Source organism: Cupriavidus sp. SHE (assembly GCF_000812445.1).
Lineage (GTDB): Bacteria > Pseudomonadota > Gammaproteobacteria > Burkholderiales > Burkholderiaceae > Cupriavidus > Cupriavidus metallidurans.
Genome location: NZ_JWMB01000009.1, coordinates 13484 through 33757 on the forward strand (window position 1 = coordinate 13484; position 20274 = coordinate 33757).

Genomic DNA, 20274 nt, shown 5'->3' on the forward strand with positions numbered 1-20274 from the left:
GCCGCCTGCTGAGCATACCTGCACGAGAACAGGAGCCGTCGCTACCAGCGCCGAACAGCTTCCAGTACCGAACGCGCTGTCCGACGTGGCAACGGCCAATGCAAAAGACGCGCGCGCGGAGCTGCGATCGAGCTATACCAAGCTATTCCCCTGCACTCCCAATAACTGGCTCCGGGCAAGGAACACCGCCGCTTGAGCCACACTATCTGTTCAGGTATCGTCTCGCGAGTCGTGCGGTGGATGCACCCATGCGGACTACCTACCTGTTGATTGTGAGAGGTGAGAACTGATGATCGACCATACCGGCGTCAACGTTAGCGATTTCTCCCGGAGTCTGGGCTTCTACGCTGCTGCGCTTGGCGCGATTGGCATCGTCAAGATCATGGAAATTCCGGCCAGCGTGACTGGACACACTGACGTGGCCGGATTCGGGCCGCCGGGAAAGCCGGAGTTCTGGATTATTTCGGGCGCCCCCAACAAGCCACCGCTGCACGTCGCTTTCCGCGTAGACAGCCGGGCGGAAGTCGATGCGTTCTACAAGGCCGCCATGGCGGCCGGCGGCCGCGACAACGGTGGCCCCGGGTTGCGACCGCACTATCATCCGGACTACTACGGCGCCTTCGTTCTCGATCCAGACGGCCACAACATCGAAGCAGTCTGCCACCAGGCCGCCTGACAACGCTCGGTTGAAGGCGGCAACGATGGGGATCAGAAGTTGTGGGTGATGCCCAGACCGAAGCCGCTGACCGCATCGCCTGCCTTCAGGCCGGGCACGGAATTGGCCGACAGGTTGTAGCTGGCGGTGGCGTGGTTAACCAGACGCGTATAGGCCGCCCAGAGTTCGGTGCGCTTTGACAGCGTATAGCCATAGCCCAGCGACACCTGCCACGCGCCGGAATCAGTGCCCGGCAGGCCGATACCGCCCACGGCCTGGACGGTGTTGCCGTGGGCATTGCCCCCCTGCGTGTACGACGCACGGAACGTATGTGGCCCGCGATTGTAGGTAGCCGCAGCCTGCCACGCATCGCGCCGCACCGACTGCCCCGGCGCAGGCTCGTAGCTGAGCCGCTCATAGGCGGCGCGCAATCTGACGCCGCCGATGGCGTACACCAGTCCGACCCGATCGGCGTAGTCGTGCGAGCCGCTATAGAAATAATCGCCGTGGTACTCGTGGCCCCACGCCGCATACCATTGGCCGGATTCATAGCTGACCAGCCCAGACCAGGCAATCGGATTCGTGGTGGCAGTGCGGTTTTCCGGCATCGATACCGCCACGCGCGCCGACACACCGCCCCAGTCCGGCGTGGCGTACTGGACAAGGTTGGGCTGGCGACGGTCGAACGACTGCGGCGAGACGCCATTCGCGGCGGTCACGAAGCCATTCCCCATGATCGAGTTGGACGCGAAGATCCCTGCCGTGAACGGGTCCACCTTGTACACCGACACGTAGCGCAGGGGCATCTCCCACTGCCCCATCCAGAACTGCCCCCAGGGGCCGCTCAGACCAACGGCAGTATTGCGGTCACCGATCTGCGCGGTGCCGGTGCCGTCCATGCGCAGGTTCGTCTCGATCTGGAAGAAGGCACGGTTGCCGCCTCCCAGCGACTCCCCGCCACGAAAGCCGAGCACCGACAGATCGTTGGACAGGCGTGCCAGGGACTGGCTGCGCCCGTTCCCGGAGATCTGGATCGACTCGACGTTCTCCTTGATGAAACCGTAGATCTGCACGCCGTCGCTCTGGGCGGCGGCTGGGGTGGCTGCACAGAGCAGCACGGGAAAAGAGGCAACGAGCGGTGCGAGCCGCCCCCGGTACAACGGTTCCATTTTGTCTCCATGTCGTTATGAGTACAGTTTCTTACAAACGAACTCATATTTGAAGTTCGTGTATACACCAATAAGAAACGGTATTCATTGCATGGAGACCGCCTGTAGATTCGACTGTTACCAGCTGTTGCGCACCTCCGCGTGCCCGGCGTCTTCCCCGTCCCCTTGTGCCGCACCGCCGCGCTTCCGGTACCAGAGCCAGTAGGCCGCCGACAGCGCCAGCATGAAAGGCACGCCCGCCACCAGGGTCATCCTGAACTCCGGCGTGAACCACGTTGTCACCAGCGTGGCGAACATCAGCCCCGCGCCGAGCAGCGTTGTCACCGGAAAGCCCCACATCCTGAAGGCGAGCGGCCGCCCCCGGTGTTGCCGCCGAAAGAACAGATGCGTGATGAAGATCATCAGCCAGGTGAACATCGCACCGAACATCGAGATCGCCATCATCAGCATGAACGAGGCATCCGGATACACCACGTTGAGCACCACCGCGAAGGCGATGCCAACGGTGGACAACAACAACGCCGTCATGGGCACGCCGCGACCGTTGACCTGACCCAGCGCCTTTGGCGCGTAGCCCGCGCGGGACAGGCTGAACATCATCCGTGTGGTGATATAGAGCTGGCTGTTCATGGCAGACAACGCCGCCACCAGAATCACGAAGTTGAACACCGCTGCGGCACCCGGCACGCGCGTGGCCGCCATCACCCTGACGAACGGACTTTCACCGGCGCCGGCCGCCGTCCACGGCACGATCATCAGCATCAGCGCGAGCGTCAGCAGGTAGAAGAACACCAGACGCACCATGGTCGCGCGAAATGCGCGCGTGATGGCGGTCTCCGGGTCGCGTGCCTCGCCGGCCGCCACGGCAATCATCTCGATGCTCAAGTAGCTGAAAATGGACACGATCACCGCCACCCACATACCCCACATCCCCTTCGGGAAGAAGCCACCATGCGCGGTGTAGTTGGCCAGCCCGATGCCGGACCCGTCCGGCGCGCGTGTCACCACATAGGCGCCGAGCAGGATAAAGCCGACGATGGCGGCAATCTTCAGCATCGAGAACACATACTCGACTGCGCCGAACACCTTGACGCTGGTGGCGTTGATGCCGGTCAGCGCAGCGGAGAAACCGACGATCCAGTACCACCCGGGCACCGCCGGGAACCAGTACTTCATGTAGACCGCGATGGCCGTGACTTCCGTGCCGACCGCGAATACGATCGACGACCAGTAGGCATAGCGCACCAGGAATCCGGCCAGCGGCCCGATGTAATGCTCCGCATTGGCGCCGAACGAGCCGGAAGTCGGATGCGCCACCGTCATCTCGGCCAGGCAGCCCATCAGCAGCAAGGCGATCAACGCCCCGATGGCGTAGCTCACCAGCACGCTCGGGCCGGCGAAGCCGATGGCAAACCCGCTCCCCAGGAACAGGCCCGTACCAATCGCGCCACCGATGGCGATCATGGAGAGCTGTCCCGTGGACAGCCCCCGATGCAGCCCCTGCTCCCGCTCGACGATTGCGTCGAATCCCTGTTGCTGCCTCATCGCTTGTCTCCTCTTATTGTTCTGGCCGTTGCACTCAGGTCACTGACTTGCGCGTGCGGAACGCTTCCGTGTTCCACGCCTCGCTTGTGACGATGTCCTTCAGTGCTGCGATGGTGTCCCAGATATCTACGTGGCGAACGTAGAGCGCGGCAAAACCGAAGCGCAGGATGTCAGGGGCGCGGAAGTCGCCGATGATGTTGCGCGCGATCAGCGCCTGCATGATCGCGTAGCCCTCCGCATGCCGCAGCGATACCTGGCTGCCGCGTTGCTCTGCATCACGCGGCGTGGCCAGCGTGAAACCCAGTCCCGCCAGTTCCTGCTCGGCCAGTGCAATAAACAGGTCGCCCAGCGACACGCTCTTCTCGCGCAATGCTTCCATGTCGACACCGTCGAACGCTTCCAGCGCGCTCTCCAGCGAAATCAGGCCGAGTTGCGGCGCGGTACCCGTCAGCATCCGGTCGATACCGGCATGCGGTGCGTACTCGTGCGTGAACGCAAATGGCTGAGCGTGGCCATGCCAGCCGGAAAGCGGCTGACGGACATGCTCCAGGTGGCGCGAGGCGACGAACACGAACGCAGGCGCACCGGGGCCGCCGTTCAGGTACTTGTACCCGCACCCGACCGCAAAATCGACCTCGCAGCGATTCAGGTAGACCGGCATCGCGCCCGCCGTGTGGCAGAGGTCCCAGACCACCAGCGCGCCCGCCTCGTGCGCACGGCGGGTCATTGCCTCCATGTCGTAACGCTTGCCCGTCTTGTAGTTCACGTGGGTCAGCGAGACGATAGCCACGTTCTCGTCGATTGCGGACATCACCTCTTCCGGATCGACGCAACGCAGCTCGCAGCCCGTCATCTCCGCAACGCTCTCCGCAATGTAGACGTCGGTCGGGAAATTGGTACGCTCGGCGAGAATCACGCCGCGGCCGGGCCGCATACGAGTGGCCGCCACCAGTACCTTGAACAGGTTGACCGAGGTCGAATCGGCCACGATCACCTCACCCTGCCCGGCGCCAATCAGCCGGGCAATGCGATCGCCGGTGCGCTGCGGCGCGGGATACCAGTCGGCATCGTTCCACGAACGGATCAGGCCTTCCGCCCATTCCTGTTCGATGGCCACCTTCATGCGGGCTGGCACATTGGCGGGCATCGCGCCCAGGGAATTGCCATCGAGGTAGATGGTGCCGGCCGGCAGCGCAAATCGTGCGCGGCAGCCAGCCAGTTTGTCTGCCGCGTCCAGTGCGGCACAGTCTTCGCGAATCATCATGGGTTGCGGGAATGCTGCTAGAAAAAAGCGTGGAAATGCTGGTGTCCCGTCGGGACATCAACCCAGCGTGTCAGGCCGCGCGTCCGGGATGGACTTGTCCGCAGTGCGGGCAGCGGCGCTTGTCTTCCGAGGCGTAGAAGCTCTCGAAAAGAGGCGGGAGGTCGGTGACGATGCTCTTGAGCTGCACCTCGACGCGATGCACCAGGTGACCGCATGCGTCGCAATACCACTCGAATCCGTCCAGCATGCCGGCGGGCCGCTGCCGCTCGATCACCAGGCAGGCGCTGCCGGCCTCGGGACGCTGCGGGGAATGGCGAACGTGCGGGGGCAGCAGGAAGATGTCGCCCTCTTTCAGGTCCACCCGCTCGCGCCTGCCGTCGACCCAGAGATTCAGGTAGGCATTGCCGCGCAGCTGGTAGAAAAATTCCTCGAGCGGATCGTCGTGATAATCCGTGCGGTGGTTGGGCCCGCCCACCACCGTCACGATGAAATCGCTGTCCTGCCACACCTGCCGGTTGCCGACGGGCGGCTTCAACAGGTGTGCATGCTCGTCGATCCAGCGCGGGAAATTGAAGGGCGCTCCGTAGGTCAGCATAGGTGTCTCTCTCCGTCGGTGTCGCGTCGCAAGGCGTCACCGGCCTCTTGAATGGCTCGACCGGAGTCTAGGGGAGCCACGCCGGCCTCGATAATCAAACATCCGGCGCTGGCTATCCCGAACAGGAATACCAGCGCGTCCCGAAGCCCCCCTTTCGGAATGTGTCACTCAGCAAGGCAGCGGCACGTCGGGCACGTCGGGCACGCTTGCCTGCGCGGCCTCTCGCAGGCAAGCGATGAATGCACGGCCCGCCGCGCTCTGTTCCTTGTTCGAACGCACCGAGAATCCAACCGTGCCGAAGGCGCAGGTCTCCGGCAGGTCGAGGACGCGCAGCAGGCCCGCGCGCGCGAACTGGTTCGCCGCCACGCTTGGCATCAGTGCGATGCGTGGGGTCTCCATCAGCAGCCCAAGGTTGGTCAGCAGCGACAGCGACTCGACAACGTCCCCTGGCAGCGGCAGGCCGGCAGTGCGGAATAGCTGCTCCGCTGCCAGGCGTGCCGGAGAGTCGGACGTCGGGAGTATCCACGCCGAATCGGCCAGCTCGGACAGGTGCCCCACGCGATCCGGTGCGTCGCCGTAGCCCTTGCCGACCACCGCGCAGAGCGACTCCTCGAACAACACCTCATGCGCCAACGGGAATGCCGTGGCAATCGGCAGTTCGCGCTCGGGAAGGCGGCCGACGACGATGTCGAGGTCTCCCGTGGCCAGCGCCGGAAACAAGTGGGCGGTGGTGCCTTCGCGCACGGTCACCAGTACGTTCGGTGTGCGCGACTTGAGCATGGAGATGGCCAGCGGCAACAGTCGTGCCGATGCCGAGATCAGCGTGCCGACGATGACGTGTCCGCTGGTCCCCAAGCGGAAATCATTCAGCTCGTCGGTCATGTAGCGCAGTTCGGCCATCAACGACTTGACGCGCTGGCCGAGCAGCAGCCCAAGCTCCGTCGGCATCACGCCGCGATTGGAACGCAGGAATAGCGCGCCATCGAAGCAAGACTCCAGTTCGTGGATCACCTTGGTCACGGCTGGCTGCGTCAGACGCATGTCATTGGCGGCGCGCATCACCGAGCGCGTCTGCAGCACCCGCTCGAAGATCATTAGTTGGTTCAGCTTCAACCTGCGAATCAGCGAGATCTCGCTGAGTGGATTGACGGACATTTGAGCCTCGGAATCACAAAGTTTGGAAGTCCTGCACGGGCAGCCGGTGATTTCCCACGCCATACATGCTGTATAGCGCACACACATTCGGGTCAACCCGCTATTACCAAACCCCCTCTGTGTATAAGAAAATAATCATCGGAATACACATAATCGTCTACGTATAATTTGTAACGCCCGAGTATACACGCTGAGGAAATACGCGGGAGAGAGGAAGACGCCGCCGGGCGACGTCTTCCGCACGACGGCAGGGGGAGGTGCCTGCGGCGATGACCAGCGACCCACGCTGGCCGCGCCGCCGTGCGGATGGACGTTGCCCGCGACACAAGAAACGAAAAGATTCGGAGACACAATGAAAAGGAAGCTGCTTGTACCGGGCGCGATGCTGTTCGCATGCGCTGGTGCCTACGCCCAGAGCGCGGTATGGCTATCGGGCTACGTCGACCTGAACATCGAGCACCTGATTCAATCGGGCCCGGCCAGCGTCACGCGCATGACCAGCGGCGGGCTGAACAACTCGCGCTTCAACCTGAGCGGCGTCGAGGATCTCGGCGGCGGCTACAAGGCCGTGTTCACGATCGAGCCGATGTTCTCCGCCGACACGGGCGTGCAGTCGGCGCAGTTCCGTCAGTCCTTCGTCGGACTCAAGAGTGCGGACCTGGGCGAGGTGACGATGGGCCGCCAGTTCACGCCTTCGTACTGGATTGCGGGTTACGCGGACCCGAGCTGGGCCGCCGCGTACAGTATGGTGAACAACATGGAGTTCTTCTACGCGTCCTATCGCGTGGACAACGCCATCCAGTACAAGACGCCGACCTTCTACGGATTCACCGGCCGCGTGATGTATGCGTTCGGACTCGAAGACACGACGCGTGCGGGGCGCTTCCTCAGTATCGGCGTGGACTACCGTAACGGCCCGCTGTTCCTGGGCGCGGTCAGCGAGCAGCAGTACACACGCGACATCCACCAGGCGTCGCAGATCCCGTCGTCACGCGACAACTACTTCTCCGCGGTCTACCGCATTGGGGGCTTCGAGCCAACCGCCATCTTCCATACCTATAAGGGTTACTACGCGTATCCCCCCTATGTGGCGTTCAATTCGAGCGGCTGGGATGCCCAGATCGGCGCGCGCTGGAACATCGACGGCCGCAGCCGCTTGTATGGCAGCGTGGTCTATCGTCACGACGACAACAACAAGAGCATCACCAGCGCGACCGGTTTCGTGATCGGCTACATCTACGGCCTGTCCAAGCGTACCGATCTCTATGCCACCTACGCACACGTGCACAACCAGAACACGGTGCCGATCGCGTACCCGGTGACCTTCCAGTCCAACCCGAGTCCCGGACAGAACCCATCGGGGATGCAGCTTGGCATCCGCCACGCCTTCTGAACACACCCGCTTGCTGCCGGCGCTGCAGATGTGGCACCGGCTGGAACCACATCGCCTGATCAACAAGGAGTCAGTCATGCATCATCCCCAACGCCGGCATCGCCACACGGCCCTGACCAGGGGCTGCGCCCTGGCAATCGCCCTGATGTCCACCGCCCTGCTGCCGCTGGCCGCACGGGCCGCCGGCGCCGAATCCGCGCCTCCCGCAGCCGCCACCCCTGCCGTCACGCCGAACGCAGGCCAGGTCACGCCGGGCACGCCCAACGTCAAGGACCCGTACCTGGCAGGCTGGCTGCGCCTGACCCCCGACCGTCGGCCCACCGCGCTAAAGGCCGGCGTCGACTACGGCATGGACCCGGCCACCGGCGAGTTCATCTGGCCCAAGGCCACGCAGGAAGTCCACAACGGCCAACGCTTCCCTGGCGAGATGACCACGTGGGACAAGAACACCTACTCGAAGAACGTCAAGGTTCTCGCCTTCTACCCGGGTGTCGGCTCGCCGTTCCATGCCTGGAACAACATTATCGACTTCGAGGGCAAGCGATACCTGTACATCCATGATCGCGACTACCTGCGCATCATGGACGTGACCGACCCCGCTCACGGCAAGGTGGTCTACTCGCAAGGCGGTGTCTGGGGTCCCAAGGGATCGAGCGAAAAGTATGATCCGAACACCGTGCAGGACTACCTCGGTGGCGCGACCATCGCCTGGAGCAAGAAGCTGGGCAAGCCGGTCATGGTGGCCTCGTATGAAATCGGCCGCTACGGCCTGATGCAGGAGAAGATGGAGCAGCCCGACAAGGTCGCGGCTCAGCGCCACTACAACTCGCTCAAGGGCTTCAAGGTGTTCGTCATGGACGGCCCGCTGCCCAGCCAGTGGAGACTGCTGGCAACCCGCACCACGGACACGCAGCATCCAGATGCGCCAGTGGGCCAGCAACAGGGTTCCGGCTCGCTGGATGCGCCCGAGTACTACGGCGGCAAGTACATGATCGTCGCATCGGCGCCCGACGACAGCTACGCCCTGACCGAATACCCCAACTATCTGTACTCGCCCGGATACCAGGTCTGGGACATGTCGGACCCGGCCAATCCGACCTTCGTGTCGCAGGTGGCGGTACCGGGGCAGATCCTCGGCAATGCGGAGCATGAACAGACCTACCTCATGAACCCGCGCGCGGGTAACCGCACCTCGTGGATGGGGGCACGCAATCCCATCTTCCTGCCCAAGTCGCTCGAAGCAGGCGGCAAGATCGGCTTCGGCGCGATGGGTGGTCTTGGGTTCTATGCGTTCGACCTGTCCAACCCCGCCCATCCCAAGATGCTCGGCAACGTCAACACGCCGCCGAGCTACGCCGGCACCGAGTTCGACAATGCCGACGTAAGCCAGTACGAGCGCACGGGCTACGTGTTCACAAACGGCTATCCGATGAACCGGGATTGCTACGAGCCGTACAAGGACATCTTCGTCGTCGACGCGCGCGATCCCGCGCGCCTCAAGGTGGCGGCCAAGCTGCCGCGGCCCGAGGTCCCGGCCGGCGCGCCCTTCACCAGCTTCTGCCAGCGCGGCGGCAACTTCGGGCCCAAGCGCGCCAACGCCATCGGTCAGCCCGGCGGCTGGCGCCAGGGCATCGTGCCGTACTCGTTCTATAACGCCGGCGTGCAGATCTATGACGTGAAGAACCCGGCGCAGCCCACCATCGCCGGCTACTTCATTCCGCCGCTGGCCGACGAGACGCAGCTGCCGTCTTACACGCTGGGCAAGGGCGTGTTCGCGATCTACACGGAGTACGACCGCAACATCATCTGGGCCTTTACCGAAGACGGCGCCTACGCACTGTCGACGCCGTTGCTCGGCGAACCCGTGCTCGGCGCGCCGGCAAAGCCCTGGCCGCGACGCTAAGCATGTCGGCCCGCCACGCCTTGCGTGGGCCGGCGGGCCGGTCTTTCAGGCGACACGATGAATTGATGAAGTCGAAGATGAAGTCGAAGAAAGCGTTTGTTTTTGCGGTGTACTCCACTTGGGCGGCCGTGCTCGGCCTGTTGAATCCGGCCGCGCACGCCGCCCCTTCTTCCAGTGAGGAAACCTGCCGCGCGTGTCACGCGCTCGATACGGTCAAGGTTGGGCCGCCATTCCGTGCGATTGCCTCGCGTTATCACGACGATGCCGACGCCGTCGACAAGCTGAAGCAGAGCATGCTCCAGGGTAGCAGCGGGAAATGGGGCACGGCGCAGATGCCGCCCAATCCCATCACGCCCGCCGAAGCCACGCGCTTCGCGCACTGGATCCTGCAGCTTGCGGCACCGGGCCAGCGCAACTAGTGGCAGCCGACGCGCCGGCTGCCACATGCGCGCCGGCGGCGTCGCGCTCAGCCTGCCAGATCGACCGGATGGGCCGGCGCAGCGTGACGGAACCATCCGTCCAGATTGCGCAGCAGCGCCTCGTGCTGGGCCACGCGCGTTTCGGGCGAACGGCCCGCCATGTGCGGCGTCAGGATGACCTGATCCATCTCGCGAAACGCCTCGGGCACCAGGGGCTCGGTTTCCAGCACGTCGAGCGCGGCACCACCCAGTTCGCCGCGTCGCAGTGCCTGTACCAGCGCCTCGGTATCCACCACGCTGCCACGCGCCACGTTGACAAGCAGGCCGTCGGGACCCAGCGCGCGCAGTACCTCCGCGTCGACCAGATGCCGAGTGGCCGGACCGCCGGGACAGGTCAATGCCAACACATCGCTTGCGGCCGCCAGCGAACGCACGTCGCCATACGGCGTGCGGTTCGGCTGCAGAGCGCCACTGCGGCGCAGGTAGGCCACGCGCATGCCCACGGCCTCTGCCAGCGCGGCCAGACGCTGGCCGATATTGCCAAGCCCGACGATGCCCAGGGTCTTGCCGCGCACGCCCGGCCGCGGCGCGCGCAGCGCATCCCATTGCCCCGCCTTCAGGCCGCGATCGAGCATCGCAATGCCGCGCGACCACGCCAGCATCATCGCCAGCGCGTGGTCCGCCACGACCTGGCTATTGGTATCCGGCGCATGGCACACGCGCACGCCACGCATCCGCGCCGCATCCCGTTCGATGTTCTCGTAGCCGGCCCCAAAGCTCGCGACCAGTTCCAGCGCCGGCAATGCGGCCATCTCGGCCCCGGTCAGTCCCGTAGAGCCATTGGTCAGCACTGCGCGCGCCTGCACACGCTGCGCCTCGTCCACCGCTGTCCACGGCACGAACCGGTAACGCGGCGCATGCGCCCGCAGCCAGTCCTGATCCAGTGGCAGCCGCGTCAGCACGACCACCTCCCCTTCGTCTTTCATGCACGCCAGCGACATTGCCTCGCTCCCTTTGGCTCGTTGTTGATGGGTTCTGCGTCGATACACGGTACACGATGAAAAGTATCACTTACGCCTTGACATGTATACACGTAGAAAATAAAGTATTCACAAACGCGGATGTGCATAAAACGAACCGGGAGACCGAGTACGTGCTGCGCATACCAACTTTGTCCGACAACACCAAACAGGAGACATGGTGAATTGGTATAGCCTCGCCACTTTTGAACTTGCCGGCCGGCAGCAACCCGGCCTGGTCGTCGAGAACACGCTCTATGCGCTGCCCGATGTGGGCCAGGCGTGCGGCATCGAGGCATCGCGCCTGCCGCAGGACCTGAATGCGGCACTGGCGGACTGGTCGCGCCATGCGCCGCTGCTGGCCGACGCCGCCGCACGTATTCCCGCATTGCGCGCGGCTGGCAAGCTCGCCGCCGTGGACGCCGCCGCCACCTATGCGGCGCCCTATCGGCCACGCCGGATCTTTGGCACCGCCTCAAACTTCTACGAGCACGCGGACGAGATGGGCACCAAGCTGGCTGCCCGCAGCGAAAGCCAGCCCTACATATTCATGAAGGCTGAAACCAGCGTGGTGGCCACCGGCACCACGGTGCTGATGCCGCCGGAAACCAAGAAGCTCGACTGGGAAGTGGAGCTGGGCGTGGTGATTGGCCAGGCATGCCGCCATGTCAGCGTGGAGGACGCGCTGTCGGTGATCGCCGGCTATACCGTGTTCAACGACATCAGCGCGCGTGACCTGAACCGCCGCACCGACTATCCGTTCACGCACGACTGGTTCCGCGGCAAGAGCTTCGATACCTTCGGCCCGATGGGCCCGTGGCTGGTGCCCGCGGCCTGCATCCCCGATCCGCAGAACCTGCGCATGACGCTGCATGTCAACGGCGAAGCCATGCAGAACGGCAACACCTCGCAAATGATCTTCTCGGTGGCCGAGCAGATCGCCTACCTGTCGCGTATTCTGACGCTGCAACCTGGCGACCTTATCGCCACGGGCACGCCGGACGGTGTGGGCATGGGGCGTGGAGTCTTCCTGAAGCCTGGCGACAGCATGACGGCCTGGGTCGAGCAGATCGGCACGATCGAGAACCGCGTCGCGCTGGAACCGGACGCACGCTAGCCACGCGCCGGCCACAGCCCGCTTCGCCAGGCAAACCAGGCAGGAGACAATCACATGACCCCCATTCGAACCCGCAAGCTGGGCCACCTCGTCCTGATGGTGCGCGATCTCGAAGCATCGACGCGCTTCTACACCGAGGTCCTGGGACTTACGGTGTCGGACCGTATCGCCGACCAGATGGTTTTCCTGCGCGCCGGCGAGGACCACCACGACCTGGCACTTTCGCGGCTTCCGCCCGACGCGCCCGACCGCGACACCCCACCCAGCTACACACGGCCAGGGCTCGAGCATTTCTCGTACTACGTGGAATCGCTCGATGAAATGCAGCGCGCGGTCGAGGTGGCACGCAGCCACGGCGTCACCATCGAGCGTGGCATCGGGCAGCACGGACCCGGCGGCAATTGGTTCCTCGTCTTCAAGGATCCCGATGGCAACAACGTCGAGATCTATACGGAGATGCAGCAGATTCCCACCGGCAGCGAGCACACCGCGCAGACTTGGGAGCGAAACCTGGAATCGTTTGACCGCCATCGCCTTGCACACTTCGTGGTGCCGCCGGCGCCGGGCCTGCTCGCGGCCAAGCAGCGCAGCGAGCAACGGCCTGCCCCGGCAGAAGACGACGATGCCGGCAAGGACACCGGCGGCGGAGCGGGCGCATGACCGGGAGCGCCATGCCGGTGGCATCGGCGTTCCCGGGACTCTCGTCCTCGCAGGCCAGCGCCATGCTGGCCCTTGGACCACGCTGGACCGATGACATCCAGGCCAACCGGCGGCAGGTATGCACGATCTACGACAGCGTGCATGCGGCACAGCCTGCCGACGGCGTACGCAGCCACGCGAACATTGCCTACGGTACGCACGCACGGCAACGGCTCGATCTCTATCTGCCGGAGGGCAGCGCCGCCGGCGATGCCCGGCCAGTGGTGGTCTTCGTCCACGGTGGCGCGTTCATACGTGGCGACAAGGATGCCAGCCCGCATATCTACGCCAACGTGCCACGCTGGTGCGCGCGGCAGGGCTACATCGGTGTCAACGTCGAGTACCGGCTGGCTCCGGAGGCCTCCTATCCCGCCGGGGCCGAGGATGTGGCCATGGCGCTGGCGTGGTTGCGTGCCCATGCACGCGCCCATGGCGGCGATCCAGGGCGCATCGTATTGATCGGCCACTCCGCGGGCGGAAGCCACGTCGCAAGCTGCCTCAGCGACCCTGCCTGCGGCGAGAACGGCTCTGGCGTGGTCGGTGCCGTGCTCGTCAGCGCACGCCTGCAGGCCGACACGCTGCCGGACAACCCCAACGCCAACGGCGTCGCCGCGTACTACGGCAGCGACCCGGCACTGCAACTGGCCCACGCGCCGATGCCCTTCGCGGGGCGCCTGCGTGTGCCGTTGATGGTGGCCTTCGCGGAGTTCGAGAATCCCTACCTGGATCTGTACGCGCTGCAGTACGCGGCGCGCGTACGCGAGGCACAGGGGAGCAGCCCGCGCGTGGTGCAGGTGGCACGCCACAACCATACGTCGATCGTCGCCCACCTCGGCACGGCCGACACCACATTCAGCCAAACCCTGAGCGAGTTTCTGGAGACGGTCACGCGGATAGCTACGTAGCTCCCAACCCACCGACCCCACCGCCCTACCAGACAAGCATCAAAGAAAAAAACAGGAGACAAAGTCATGCCCACCCAACAACTACGGGGCGTGTTCACCCCCGTCGTCACCCCGTTTCATGAAGACCTGTCGATCAACCTGCCCGCTTTCGTCGCGCACTGCAAGCGGCTGATCGCCGACGGCGCCGGTATCGCCATCTCGGGCACCAACAGCGAAGCCTGCTCGGAAACGTTCGAGGAACGCATCGCGCTCGTCGATGCCGCGATCGATGCGGGAATCCCCGGCGAGCGCGTGCTGGTGGGAACCGGATGTTGCGCCATCGACGATGCCGTGGTACTGACGCGCCACGCCATCGATCGTGGTTGCGCGGGTGTGCTGGTGCTGCCACCGTTCTTCTTCAAGAACGTGAGCGAAGACGGTGTCTTCGCCTACTACAGCGAACTGATCGCGCGCGTCAACGATCCCGCCCTGCGCATCGTGCTGTACCACATCCCTGCGATGTCTGGCGTGCCCATCTCGCTGTCGCTGATCGAGCGCCTCGTGCAGGCATTCCCAACGCATATCGTGGGCATCAAGGACAGCAGCGGCAACTGGGACAACCTGGTGGCCATGCTCGAGCGTTTCCCGTCGCTCTCCATTTTTCCAGCCTCGGAACTGCTGATGCTGCGCAGTCTGTCGCTGGGTGCCGCCGGCTGCATCTCCGCCACCAACAACATCAACGCGCGCGCCATTGCGCAGGCATTCGCCGACGCCGCCGACGCAGCGCGCCTGCAGCCAGCGATCGCCGCGGTGCGCAGCACGGTGGAGCGATTCCCGATGGTGGCCGCCGTCAAGCACACGCTGGCGCAGCAGACCAGCGACCCCAGCTGGCGTCACGTGCGCCCGCCCCTTGTGCCGCTGGCGGCGGATGCCTCCACCGAGTTGCTGCAGGCACTGGCCGGCATTCCCGCCATGGAGGCGCGCGCATGAATCCGCCGCCACTTGCGGCGTACTCGCCTGCGCGCCGGGCCGGTGGCCATGTCCACCTGGCCGGCATGAGCCCGCGTACACACGATGGATGCGCGGGCGTTTCGACCGGCGCTAACGGCGAGCGTGTCTATGACCTCGCCGCGCAGACCGAGTGCGTGCTCGACAAAATCGATCGTGCCTTGCTGGCGGAAGGACTCGAACTGGCCAACTGCGTGACGATGACTTGCTATCTGGTCGACATGCGCGACTACGCCGCATTCAATGCGGCCTACGATGCCATCTGCATGCGCCGCTTTTCCAGCGCGGGCCAGCCCTTGCCGGCGCGTACCTGTGTGGCTGTGGCCGCGCTGCCGCACCCTGACATGCGCGTGGAGATCACCGCGACGGCCTGGGGGCCGGACACGCCGGAAAACCCAGGCAACGCACGGGGTGCCGCATGAGCGCGCCAGTCGCATCCGATGTGCTCGACACCCTGTTCCTGACGGCCCGCAGCCACAACGGCTGGCTCGACGGGGACGTCTCCGACGCCACATTGACCCGGCTCTACGCACTCGTCAGCCAGGGGCCGACCAGCGCCAACTGCAGCCCGATGCGCCTGGTCTTTGTGCGCTCCGACGCCGCCAGGGCAAGGCTCCTGCCTACCCTCGCGCCAGCGAATGTCGACAAGGTCAGGCACGCCCCAGTCACCGCCATCGTGGCCTACGACACGGCGTTCCACGCGTTCGGCGAAACCTTGTTCCCGCACCGTCCCGCCATGTTCGACACGTTCGCAACGGACCCCGCACTGGCTGCGGAAACGGCGATGCGCAACGGCTCGATGCAGGGCGGCTACCTGATTCTGGCGGCGCGCGCGCTCGGCCTGGACTGCGGCCCGCTCTCCGGCTTCAATGCAGACGCGGTGAACCGCGCCTTCTTTCCCGACGGGCGCTGGCGTGTCAACTTCCTGTGCAACCTTGGCAAGGGAGACCCGGCGCGACTGTTCGCAAAGCTGCCGCGATTACCCTTCGATCAGGCCTGCCGCATCGAGTAGCACTGACGGCCGCAACCCATCACAATGTCCCCCTGCGCACAGAGCCAGAAGGCCGGTGCAGGAGAACTGGAGGAGACCATGAACATTTCCCATCTGCGCGCCCGCCTGCGCGCCATCACCCGCGGGGCCGCGCTGGCGCTGTGCGCGCTCGTCGCCGGCCCCGGCTACGCGCAGGAGCCCTGGCCATCGCGGCCGGTCACCATTGTCGTGCCCTTTGCGCCGGGCGGTAATACCGACATGATCACGCGCCTGATGGCCGAGCGCCTGACCAAGGCGTTCGGCAAGCCATTCGTCGTGGACAATCGCGGCGGTGCGGCGGGCCTGATCGCGGCCGAGTACGTCGCGCGCGCGCCCGCCGACGGCTACGTGCTGTTCATGTCCACGCTGACGCAGATCGTCACCGCGCCAATGACCAACAAGATCCGCTACGATCCGGTGCGTGACTTCGTGCCCATCATCAACGTCGGCGGCAATCCTTTCGTGCTGACGGCCAGTACGCGCAACAACTTCAAGTCGCTCGACGATCTGGTGCGCTATGGCAAGGCCCACCCCGGCGCACTCAATGTCGGACATGCCGGCAATGGCGGCCTGACGCAACTCTCCGCACTGCTGTTCCTGAACCGGGCCGGCATCCAGGCCACCATGGTTCCGTATCGCGGCGGCGCGCCGGCGCTTGCCGATGTGCTCGCCGGCCAGATCGACTTGTACAGCGCCAGCGTATCGGAAGTCATGCCCTACAACGGTACCGGCAAGGTGTCCCTGCTGGCCGTCTCCAGCGACAAGCGCCTGCCAGTGCTGCCAAATGTCCCCACCATCGCCGAGACCTTCCCGGGCCATGAGGTGGATACGTGGAACGGGCTGGTGGGACCGGCAAAGATGCCTCCGGAAATCGTCGACCGCATCGCCGCCGAATCGAAGAAGATCATCGCCGAGCCGGAGTTCCGCGCGCGCCTGGAGAAAGCCGGCATCATCCCCTTGGGAGAGACCCGCGACGCCTTTGCCCAGCGCATCCAGAAGGATCGCGCGAAGTGGAAACCCGTCGTCGAGGCGGCTGGCATCCAGCCCGAGTAAGGCTGGGCCGCAGGTATTCCGACCCGGAATAGACAACGGCGAAGGATTCAATTTCCAGCGATGTGACCGCTGCCTACACTGCGTCTCAGACCATCGCCGGAGACTGCACCGTGTCGCTCCCTTCCGCTCTCTATCGGAACTACGTGGATGGCCGCTTCGAGGAAGCGGCCAATCTTTTTCCCAATCTCTCACCGGTCGACGGCAGCATCGTCGGCCACATCTGCGAAGCCGACGCCAGCCAGGTGGATCGCGCGGTGCAAGCCGCACGCGCCGCAATGGAGGGCCCCTGGGGCAACACCAGCGCCGCCGAGCGCGCCCGGGTGCTGCATGCCGTTGCCGACGGCATCGAACGGCGCTTCGATGAACTCGTCGCCGCCGAGGTGGCCGATACCGGACGTACCGAGCAACAGGCGCGCGCGCTCGACATCCGCCGCGGCGTGCTGAACTTCCGCACGTTCGCGGACCTGGCCAGCCAGGCAGGCGGCGACTACTTCGACATGAGGACAGCCGAAGGCGACGTCTTCAGCTACACCGTACGCAAACCCCACGGCGTGGTCGGCATCATCTCTCCATGGAACCTGCCCATGCTGCTGATGACGTGGAAGGTGGCCCCCGCGCTGGCCTGCGGCAACGCCGTCGTCGTCAAGCCATCAGAGGAGACCCCCGGTAGCGCCACGTTGCTGGCCGAGGTCATGCATGAGGCCGGCGTGCCGGCAGGTGTCTTCAATCTCGTACACGGCTTCGGCGGCGGCTCGGCAGGCGAGTTCCTGTCGCGGCATCCAGGCATCGACGCCCTCACCTTTACGGGTGAATCCCGCACCGGCAGCACCATCATGAAAGCGGTGGCTGATGGCGTGAAGGAAATCTCCTTCGAACTGGGCGGCAAGAACGCCGCAGTGGTCTTCGCCGACTGCGATTTCGACAAGGCCGTGGCGGGCGTGATGCGCTCCAGCTTCACCAACACCGGGCAGGTGTGCCTGTGCTCCGAGCGCGTCTACGTGGAGCGGCCAATCTTCGAACGCTTTGTGGCGGCGATGAAGGTGCGCGCGGAAGCCTTGCGCATCGGCTACCCAACGGTGGAGGGCGTGGAGATGGGTTCACTGATCTCCCGCAATCACCGCGACAAGGTGCTGTCCTATTACGCGCTGGCGCGGGAGGAAGGCGCGACTGTCGTCACCGGTGGCGGCGTGCCGCATTTTGGCGACGCGCGCGACAACGGCGCCTATGTGCAGCCCACCATCTGGACCGGCTTGCCTGACTCGGCACGCTGCATTCAGGAGGAGATCTTCGGACCGGTCTGCCATATCGCGCCGTTCGACACCGACGCCGAGGTGGTGAAGCGCGTCAACGATTCGCGCTATGGACTCGCCGCCTCGGTGTGGACCCGCGACCTCGCGCGCGCGCACCGCGTCACACGGCAGTTCGACGTCGGCATCGTCTGGGTCAACACCTGGTTCCTGCGCGATCTGCGCACGCCATTTGGCGGCACCCGGTTGTCCGGTATCGGCCGCGAGGGTGGACGCCATTCGCTCGACTTCTATTCCTCCCTGACCACCATCTGCGTCAATCCCTGACGCCATTGCGAGAGACCGCATGCTGAACCCCGAACTCATCCAGGTTGCGGACCAACTCCGGTTCGCCTCCGAGCATGGCCAGCCTTGCCCGCCGGTGCGCGATGCCATCGCGCGGGCCGCCAGCGCCGGCGCCGATCCACTTGCGCTGGCCTACGCCGTCCAGCAGCGCAACACCGAGCACGCACTCGCCGCCGGCCGCCGGCTGGTTGGCCGCAAGATCGGCCTGACATCCGTCGCCGTGCAAAGGCAACTGGGCGTGGACCAGCCAGATTTCGGCATGCTCTTTGCCGACATGGTGCGCCAGGACGGTGAAGAGATCGACTGGGGCGATGTCCTGCAGCCCAAGGTCGAAGCCGAGATCGCGCTGGTGCTGGAGCATGACCTGCCGCACGCCGCGCACACCGTCGCCGACGTGATCCGGGCAACCGCCTTCGCGCTGCCCGCCATCGAGATCGTTGGCAGCCGGATCGCCAACTGGGATATCCGGCTGACGGACACCATTGCCGACAATGCCTCGTCCGGCCTCTATGTGCTGGGCACGCGGCCCGTTTCGCTCGCCGCGCTGGATCTCCCGCATTGCGGCATGGTCATGGAACTGGCCGGCGAACCGGTCTCAGTGGGCAGCGGCGCGGCCTGTCTTGGCAATCCGTTGAATGCCGCCGTCTGGCTCGCCAACACGATGAGCCGCGTTGGCGCACCGCTGCGCGCCGGCGACACCATCCTTACCGGCGCGCTCGGCCCCATGGTCGCCGTGCAGCCGGGCAATGTCTTTACCGCCAGCATCGAGGGCCTGGGTAGCGTGACCGCGTCGTTCCAGGCCGTCAGACAAGGAGACGCCTGAGATGAAACCCTGCAAGGTAGCCATCATCGGTTCCGGCAACATCGGCACCGACCTGATGATCAAGATCCTGCGCCACGGCAAGCATGTCGAAATGGGCGCCATGGTGGGGATCGATCCCGCCTCGGAAGGCCTGGCGCGCGCGACACGCCTCGGCGTGCCGGTCACCGCCGCCGGCATCGACGGCCTGCTGGCCATGCCGGAGTTCGGTGAGATCCGCATCGCATTCGATGCCACCAGCGCCGGCGCGCACGCCCGACACAACGCCACGCTGCAGGCGCACAACGTGCGCGTGATCGACCTGACACCAGCCGCCATCGGCCCCTACGTGGTGCCCAGCGTCAATGCCGGCGAACATCTTGATGCGCCGAACCTCAACATGGTCACCTGCGGCGGCCAGGCCACCATTCCCATCGTGGCGGCCGTGGCCAGCGTGACGCCGGTCCACTATGCGGAGATCGTGGCCTCGATCGCGAGCAAGTCCGCCGGCCCCGGCACGCGCGACAACATCGACGAGTTCACGGAAACGACCTCGCGCGCCATCGAATCAGTGGGCGGCGCCAGGCGCGGCAAGGCCATCATCGTTCTCAACCCGGCCGAGCCGCCGCTGATCATGCGCGACACCGTGTGCTGCCTGATCGACGAAGCCGACACCGCGGCGATCGAAACCGCCGTGCACGCGATGGTGGAACGCATGCAGGGCTATGTGCCCGGATACCGGCTCAAACAGCGTGTGCAGTTCGACCGCATCGACACACCGATGAATGTGCCCGGCCTCGGACCGACGACCGGCCTGAAGGTCACAGTCTTCCTGGAAGTGGAAGGCGCCGCGCACTACCTGCCCGCCTATGCAGGCAACCTGGACATCATGACGAGCGCCGCACTCGCATGCGCCGAACGCGTCGCACAGGCATTGGGCAATCATCATGCCCTGTCGGCAGCAAGCTAAGGAGC

General features: G+C 65.0%; 20 protein-coding genes. 14 read left to right on the forward strand and 6 right to left on the reverse strand.

The features are described from left to right. The first annotated feature begins 289 nt into the window (after positions 1-289). Positions 290-676, forward strand: a complete 387-nt coding sequence (locus tag RN01_RS04080) for a VOC family protein (RefSeq protein ID WP_017513605.1) — start codon at positions 290-292, stop codon at positions 674-676. Between the two features lie 32 nt (positions 677-708). On the opposite strand, the gene RN01_RS04085 is transcribed toward RN01_RS04080, so the two are convergent. The 5 genes from RN01_RS04085 to RN01_RS04105 all read right to left on the reverse strand — a co-directional run bounded on the left by RN01_RS04085 (position 709) and on the right by RN01_RS04105 (position 6383). Continuing rightward, positions 709-1824: a porin gene (locus RN01_RS04085; RefSeq protein ID WP_017513604.1), complete on the reverse strand. Its 1116-nt coding sequence runs from the start codon at positions 1822-1824 to the stop codon at positions 709-711. Between the two features lie 117 nt (positions 1825-1941). Continuing rightward, positions 1942-3369 (reverse strand): amino acid permease, encoded by a 1428-nt coding sequence (locus RN01_RS04090; protein WP_017513603.1) that lies wholly within the window; start codon positions 3367-3369, stop codon positions 1942-1944. Positions 3370-3403: 34 nt separating this feature from the next. After that, positions 3404-4633: a kynureninase gene (kynU, locus tag RN01_RS04095; RefSeq protein ID WP_017513602.1), complete on the reverse strand. Its 1230-nt coding sequence runs from the start codon at positions 4631-4633 to the stop codon at positions 3404-3406. Between the two features lie 70 nt (positions 4634-4703). Beyond that, positions 4704-5228 carry a 3-hydroxyanthranilate 3,4-dioxygenase gene (locus RN01_RS04100; RefSeq protein ID WP_017513601.1) on the reverse strand — a complete coding sequence of 175 codons (525 nt, stop codon included), beginning with the start codon at positions 5226-5228 and terminating at the stop codon, positions 4704-4706. A 168-nt stretch (positions 5229-5396) separates the two neighbouring features. Beyond that, entirely contained in the window at positions 5397-6383 is a 987-nt protein-coding gene (locus RN01_RS04105) for a LysR family transcriptional regulator (RefSeq protein WP_024570060.1), read from the reverse strand. Positions 6384-6735: 352 nt separating this feature from the next. On the opposite strand from RN01_RS04105, the gene RN01_RS04110 reads away from it, so the two are divergent. From RN01_RS04110 to RN01_RS04120, 3 genes are all read left to right on the forward strand, one after another. Continuing rightward, a complete protein-coding gene (locus RN01_RS04110) occupies positions 6736-7776 on the forward strand; it encodes a porin (protein WP_008646197.1) in 1041 nt (346 codons plus the stop codon). Positions 7777-7852: 76 nt separating this feature from the next. Continuing rightward, complete coding sequence (locus RN01_RS04115; RefSeq protein WP_051385302.1) at positions 7853-9679, forward strand: hypothetical protein; 1827 nt, start codon at positions 7853-7855, stop codon at positions 9677-9679. Between the two features lie 77 nt (positions 9680-9756). Next, entirely contained in the window at positions 9757-10098 is a 342-nt protein-coding gene (locus tag RN01_RS04120) for a c-type cytochrome (RefSeq protein WP_231582253.1), read from the forward strand. Positions 10099-10145: 47 nt separating this feature from the next. Here the strand turns inward: RN01_RS04120 and RN01_RS04125 are convergent, their stop codons facing one another. Then, positions 10146-11084, reverse strand: coding sequence for a 2-hydroxyacid dehydrogenase (locus RN01_RS04125; RefSeq protein ID WP_223277373.1), 939 nt, complete (start codon positions 11082-11084; stop codon positions 10146-10148). 211 nt (positions 11085-11295) lie between these two features. On the opposite strand from RN01_RS04125, the gene RN01_RS04130 reads away from it, so the two are divergent. The 10 genes from RN01_RS04130 (at position 11296) to RN01_RS04175 (ending at position 20269) form a co-directional block, all read left to right on the forward strand. After that, the gene (locus RN01_RS04130; protein WP_017515362.1) at positions 11296-12234 is read left to right on the forward strand and encodes a fumarylacetoacetate hydrolase family protein; all 939 of its coding nucleotides are present in this window, start codon (positions 11296-11298) and stop codon (positions 12232-12234) included. Between the two features lie 54 nt (positions 12235-12288). Further along, positions 12289-12894 (forward strand): VOC family protein, encoded by a 606-nt coding sequence (locus RN01_RS04135; protein ID WP_008645561.1) that lies wholly within the window; start codon positions 12289-12291, stop codon positions 12892-12894. Beyond that, positions 12891-13838 carry an alpha/beta hydrolase gene (locus tag RN01_RS04140; protein ID WP_024570056.1) on the forward strand — a complete coding sequence of 316 codons (948 nt, stop codon included), beginning with the start codon at positions 12891-12893 and terminating at the stop codon, positions 13836-13838. The genes RN01_RS04135 and RN01_RS04140 overlap by 4 nt, the downstream gene beginning before the upstream one ends. Before the next feature lie 66 nt (positions 13839-13904). Then, positions 13905-14807 (forward strand): dihydrodipicolinate synthase family protein, encoded by a 903-nt coding sequence (locus RN01_RS04145; RefSeq protein WP_017512507.1) that lies wholly within the window; start codon positions 13905-13907, stop codon positions 14805-14807. Beyond that, the gene (locus tag RN01_RS04150; protein WP_017512508.1) at positions 14804-15247 is read left to right on the forward strand and encodes a RidA family protein; all 444 of its coding nucleotides are present in this window, start codon (positions 14804-14806) and stop codon (positions 15245-15247) included. Before RN01_RS04145 ends, RN01_RS04150 begins: the two co-directional genes overlap by 4 nt. Beyond that, positions 15244-15837 (forward strand): malonic semialdehyde reductase, encoded by a 594-nt coding sequence (locus tag RN01_RS04155; RefSeq protein WP_017512509.1) that lies wholly within the window; start codon positions 15244-15246, stop codon positions 15835-15837. The genes RN01_RS04150 and RN01_RS04155 overlap by 4 nt, the downstream gene beginning before the upstream one ends. A 78-nt stretch (positions 15838-15915) precedes the next feature. Then, entirely contained in the window at positions 15916-16908 is a 993-nt protein-coding gene (locus RN01_RS04160; protein WP_017512510.1) for a tripartite tricarboxylate transporter substrate binding protein, read from the forward strand. Positions 16909-17018: 110 nt separating this feature from the next. Beyond that, positions 17019-18482, forward strand: a complete 1464-nt coding sequence (locus RN01_RS04165) for a 2-hydroxymuconic semialdehyde dehydrogenase (protein ID WP_017512511.1) — start codon at positions 17019-17021, stop codon at positions 18480-18482. Positions 18483-18501: 19 nt separating this feature from the next. Next, positions 18502-19323 carry a 2-keto-4-pentenoate hydratase gene (mhpD, locus tag RN01_RS04170; RefSeq protein WP_017512512.1) on the forward strand — a complete coding sequence of 274 codons (822 nt, stop codon included), beginning with the start codon at positions 18502-18504 and terminating at the stop codon, positions 19321-19323. Position 19324: 1 nt separating this feature from the next. Then, positions 19325-20269 carry an acetaldehyde dehydrogenase (acetylating) gene (locus RN01_RS04175; RefSeq protein ID WP_017512513.1) on the forward strand — a complete coding sequence of 315 codons (945 nt, stop codon included), beginning with the start codon at positions 19325-19327 and terminating at the stop codon, positions 20267-20269. Positions 20270-20274 lie beyond the last annotated feature (5 nt).

Bases quoted from the DNA above. Each gene is read 5' to 3' on its own strand.
- RN01_RS04120 (WP_231582253.1), top strand. From the start codon at position 9,757: ATGAAGTCGAAGAAAGCGTTTGTTTTTGCGGTGTACTCCACTTGGGCG.
- RN01_RS04155 (WP_017512509.1), top strand. From the start codon at position 15,244: ATGAGCGCGCCAGTCGCATCCGATGTGCTCGACACCCTGTTCCTGACG.
- RN01_RS04090 (WP_017513603.1), bottom strand. From the start codon at position 3,369: ATGAGGCAGCAACAGGGATTCGACGCAATCGTCGAGCGGGAGCAGGGG.
- RN01_RS04080 (WP_017513605.1), top strand. From the start codon at position 290: ATGATCGACCATACCGGCGTCAACGTTAGCGATTTCTCCCGGAGTCTG.
- RN01_RS04085 (WP_017513604.1), bottom strand. From the start codon at position 1,824: ATGGAACCGTTGTACCGGGGGCGGCTCGCACCGCTCGTTGCCTCTTTT.
- RN01_RS04175 (WP_017512513.1), top strand. From the start codon at position 19,325: ATGAAACCCTGCAAGGTAGCCATCATCGGTTCCGGCAACATCGGCACC.
- RN01_RS04140 (WP_024570056.1), top strand. From the start codon at position 12,891: ATGACCGGGAGCGCCATGCCGGTGGCATCGGCGTTCCCGGGACTCTCG.
- RN01_RS04105 (WP_024570060.1), bottom strand. From the start codon at position 6,383: ATGTCCGTCAATCCACTCAGCGAGATCTCGCTGATTCGCAGGTTGAAG.
- mhpD (WP_017512512.1), top strand. From the start codon at position 18,502: ATGCTGAACCCCGAACTCATCCAGGTTGCGGACCAACTCCGGTTCGCC.
- RN01_RS04160 (WP_017512510.1), top strand. From the start codon at position 15,916: ATGAACATTTCCCATCTGCGCGCCCGCCTGCGCGCCATCACCCGCGGG.
- kynU (WP_017513602.1), bottom strand. From the start codon at position 4,633: ATGATGATTCGCGAAGACTGTGCCGCACTGGACGCGGCAGACAAACTG.
- RN01_RS04125 (WP_223277373.1), bottom strand. From the start codon at position 11,084: ATGAAAGACGAAGGGGAGGTGGTCGTGCTGACGCGGCTGCCACTGGAT.
- RN01_RS04135 (WP_008645561.1), top strand. From the start codon at position 12,289: ATGACCCCCATTCGAACCCGCAAGCTGGGCCACCTCGTCCTGATGGTG.
- RN01_RS04115 (WP_051385302.1), top strand. From the start codon at position 7,853: ATGCATCATCCCCAACGCCGGCATCGCCACACGGCCCTGACCAGGGGC.
- RN01_RS04130 (WP_017515362.1), top strand. From the start codon at position 11,296: ATGGTGAATTGGTATAGCCTCGCCACTTTTGAACTTGCCGGCCGGCAG.
- RN01_RS04145 (WP_017512507.1), top strand. From the start codon at position 13,905: ATGCCCACCCAACAACTACGGGGCGTGTTCACCCCCGTCGTCACCCCG.
- RN01_RS04150 (WP_017512508.1), top strand. From the start codon at position 14,804: ATGAATCCGCCGCCACTTGCGGCGTACTCGCCTGCGCGCCGGGCCGGT.
- RN01_RS04110 (WP_008646197.1), top strand. From the start codon at position 6,736: ATGAAAAGGAAGCTGCTTGTACCGGGCGCGATGCTGTTCGCATGCGCT.
- RN01_RS04100 (WP_017513601.1), bottom strand. From the start codon at position 5,228: ATGCTGACCTACGGAGCGCCCTTCAATTTCCCGCGCTGGATCGACGAG.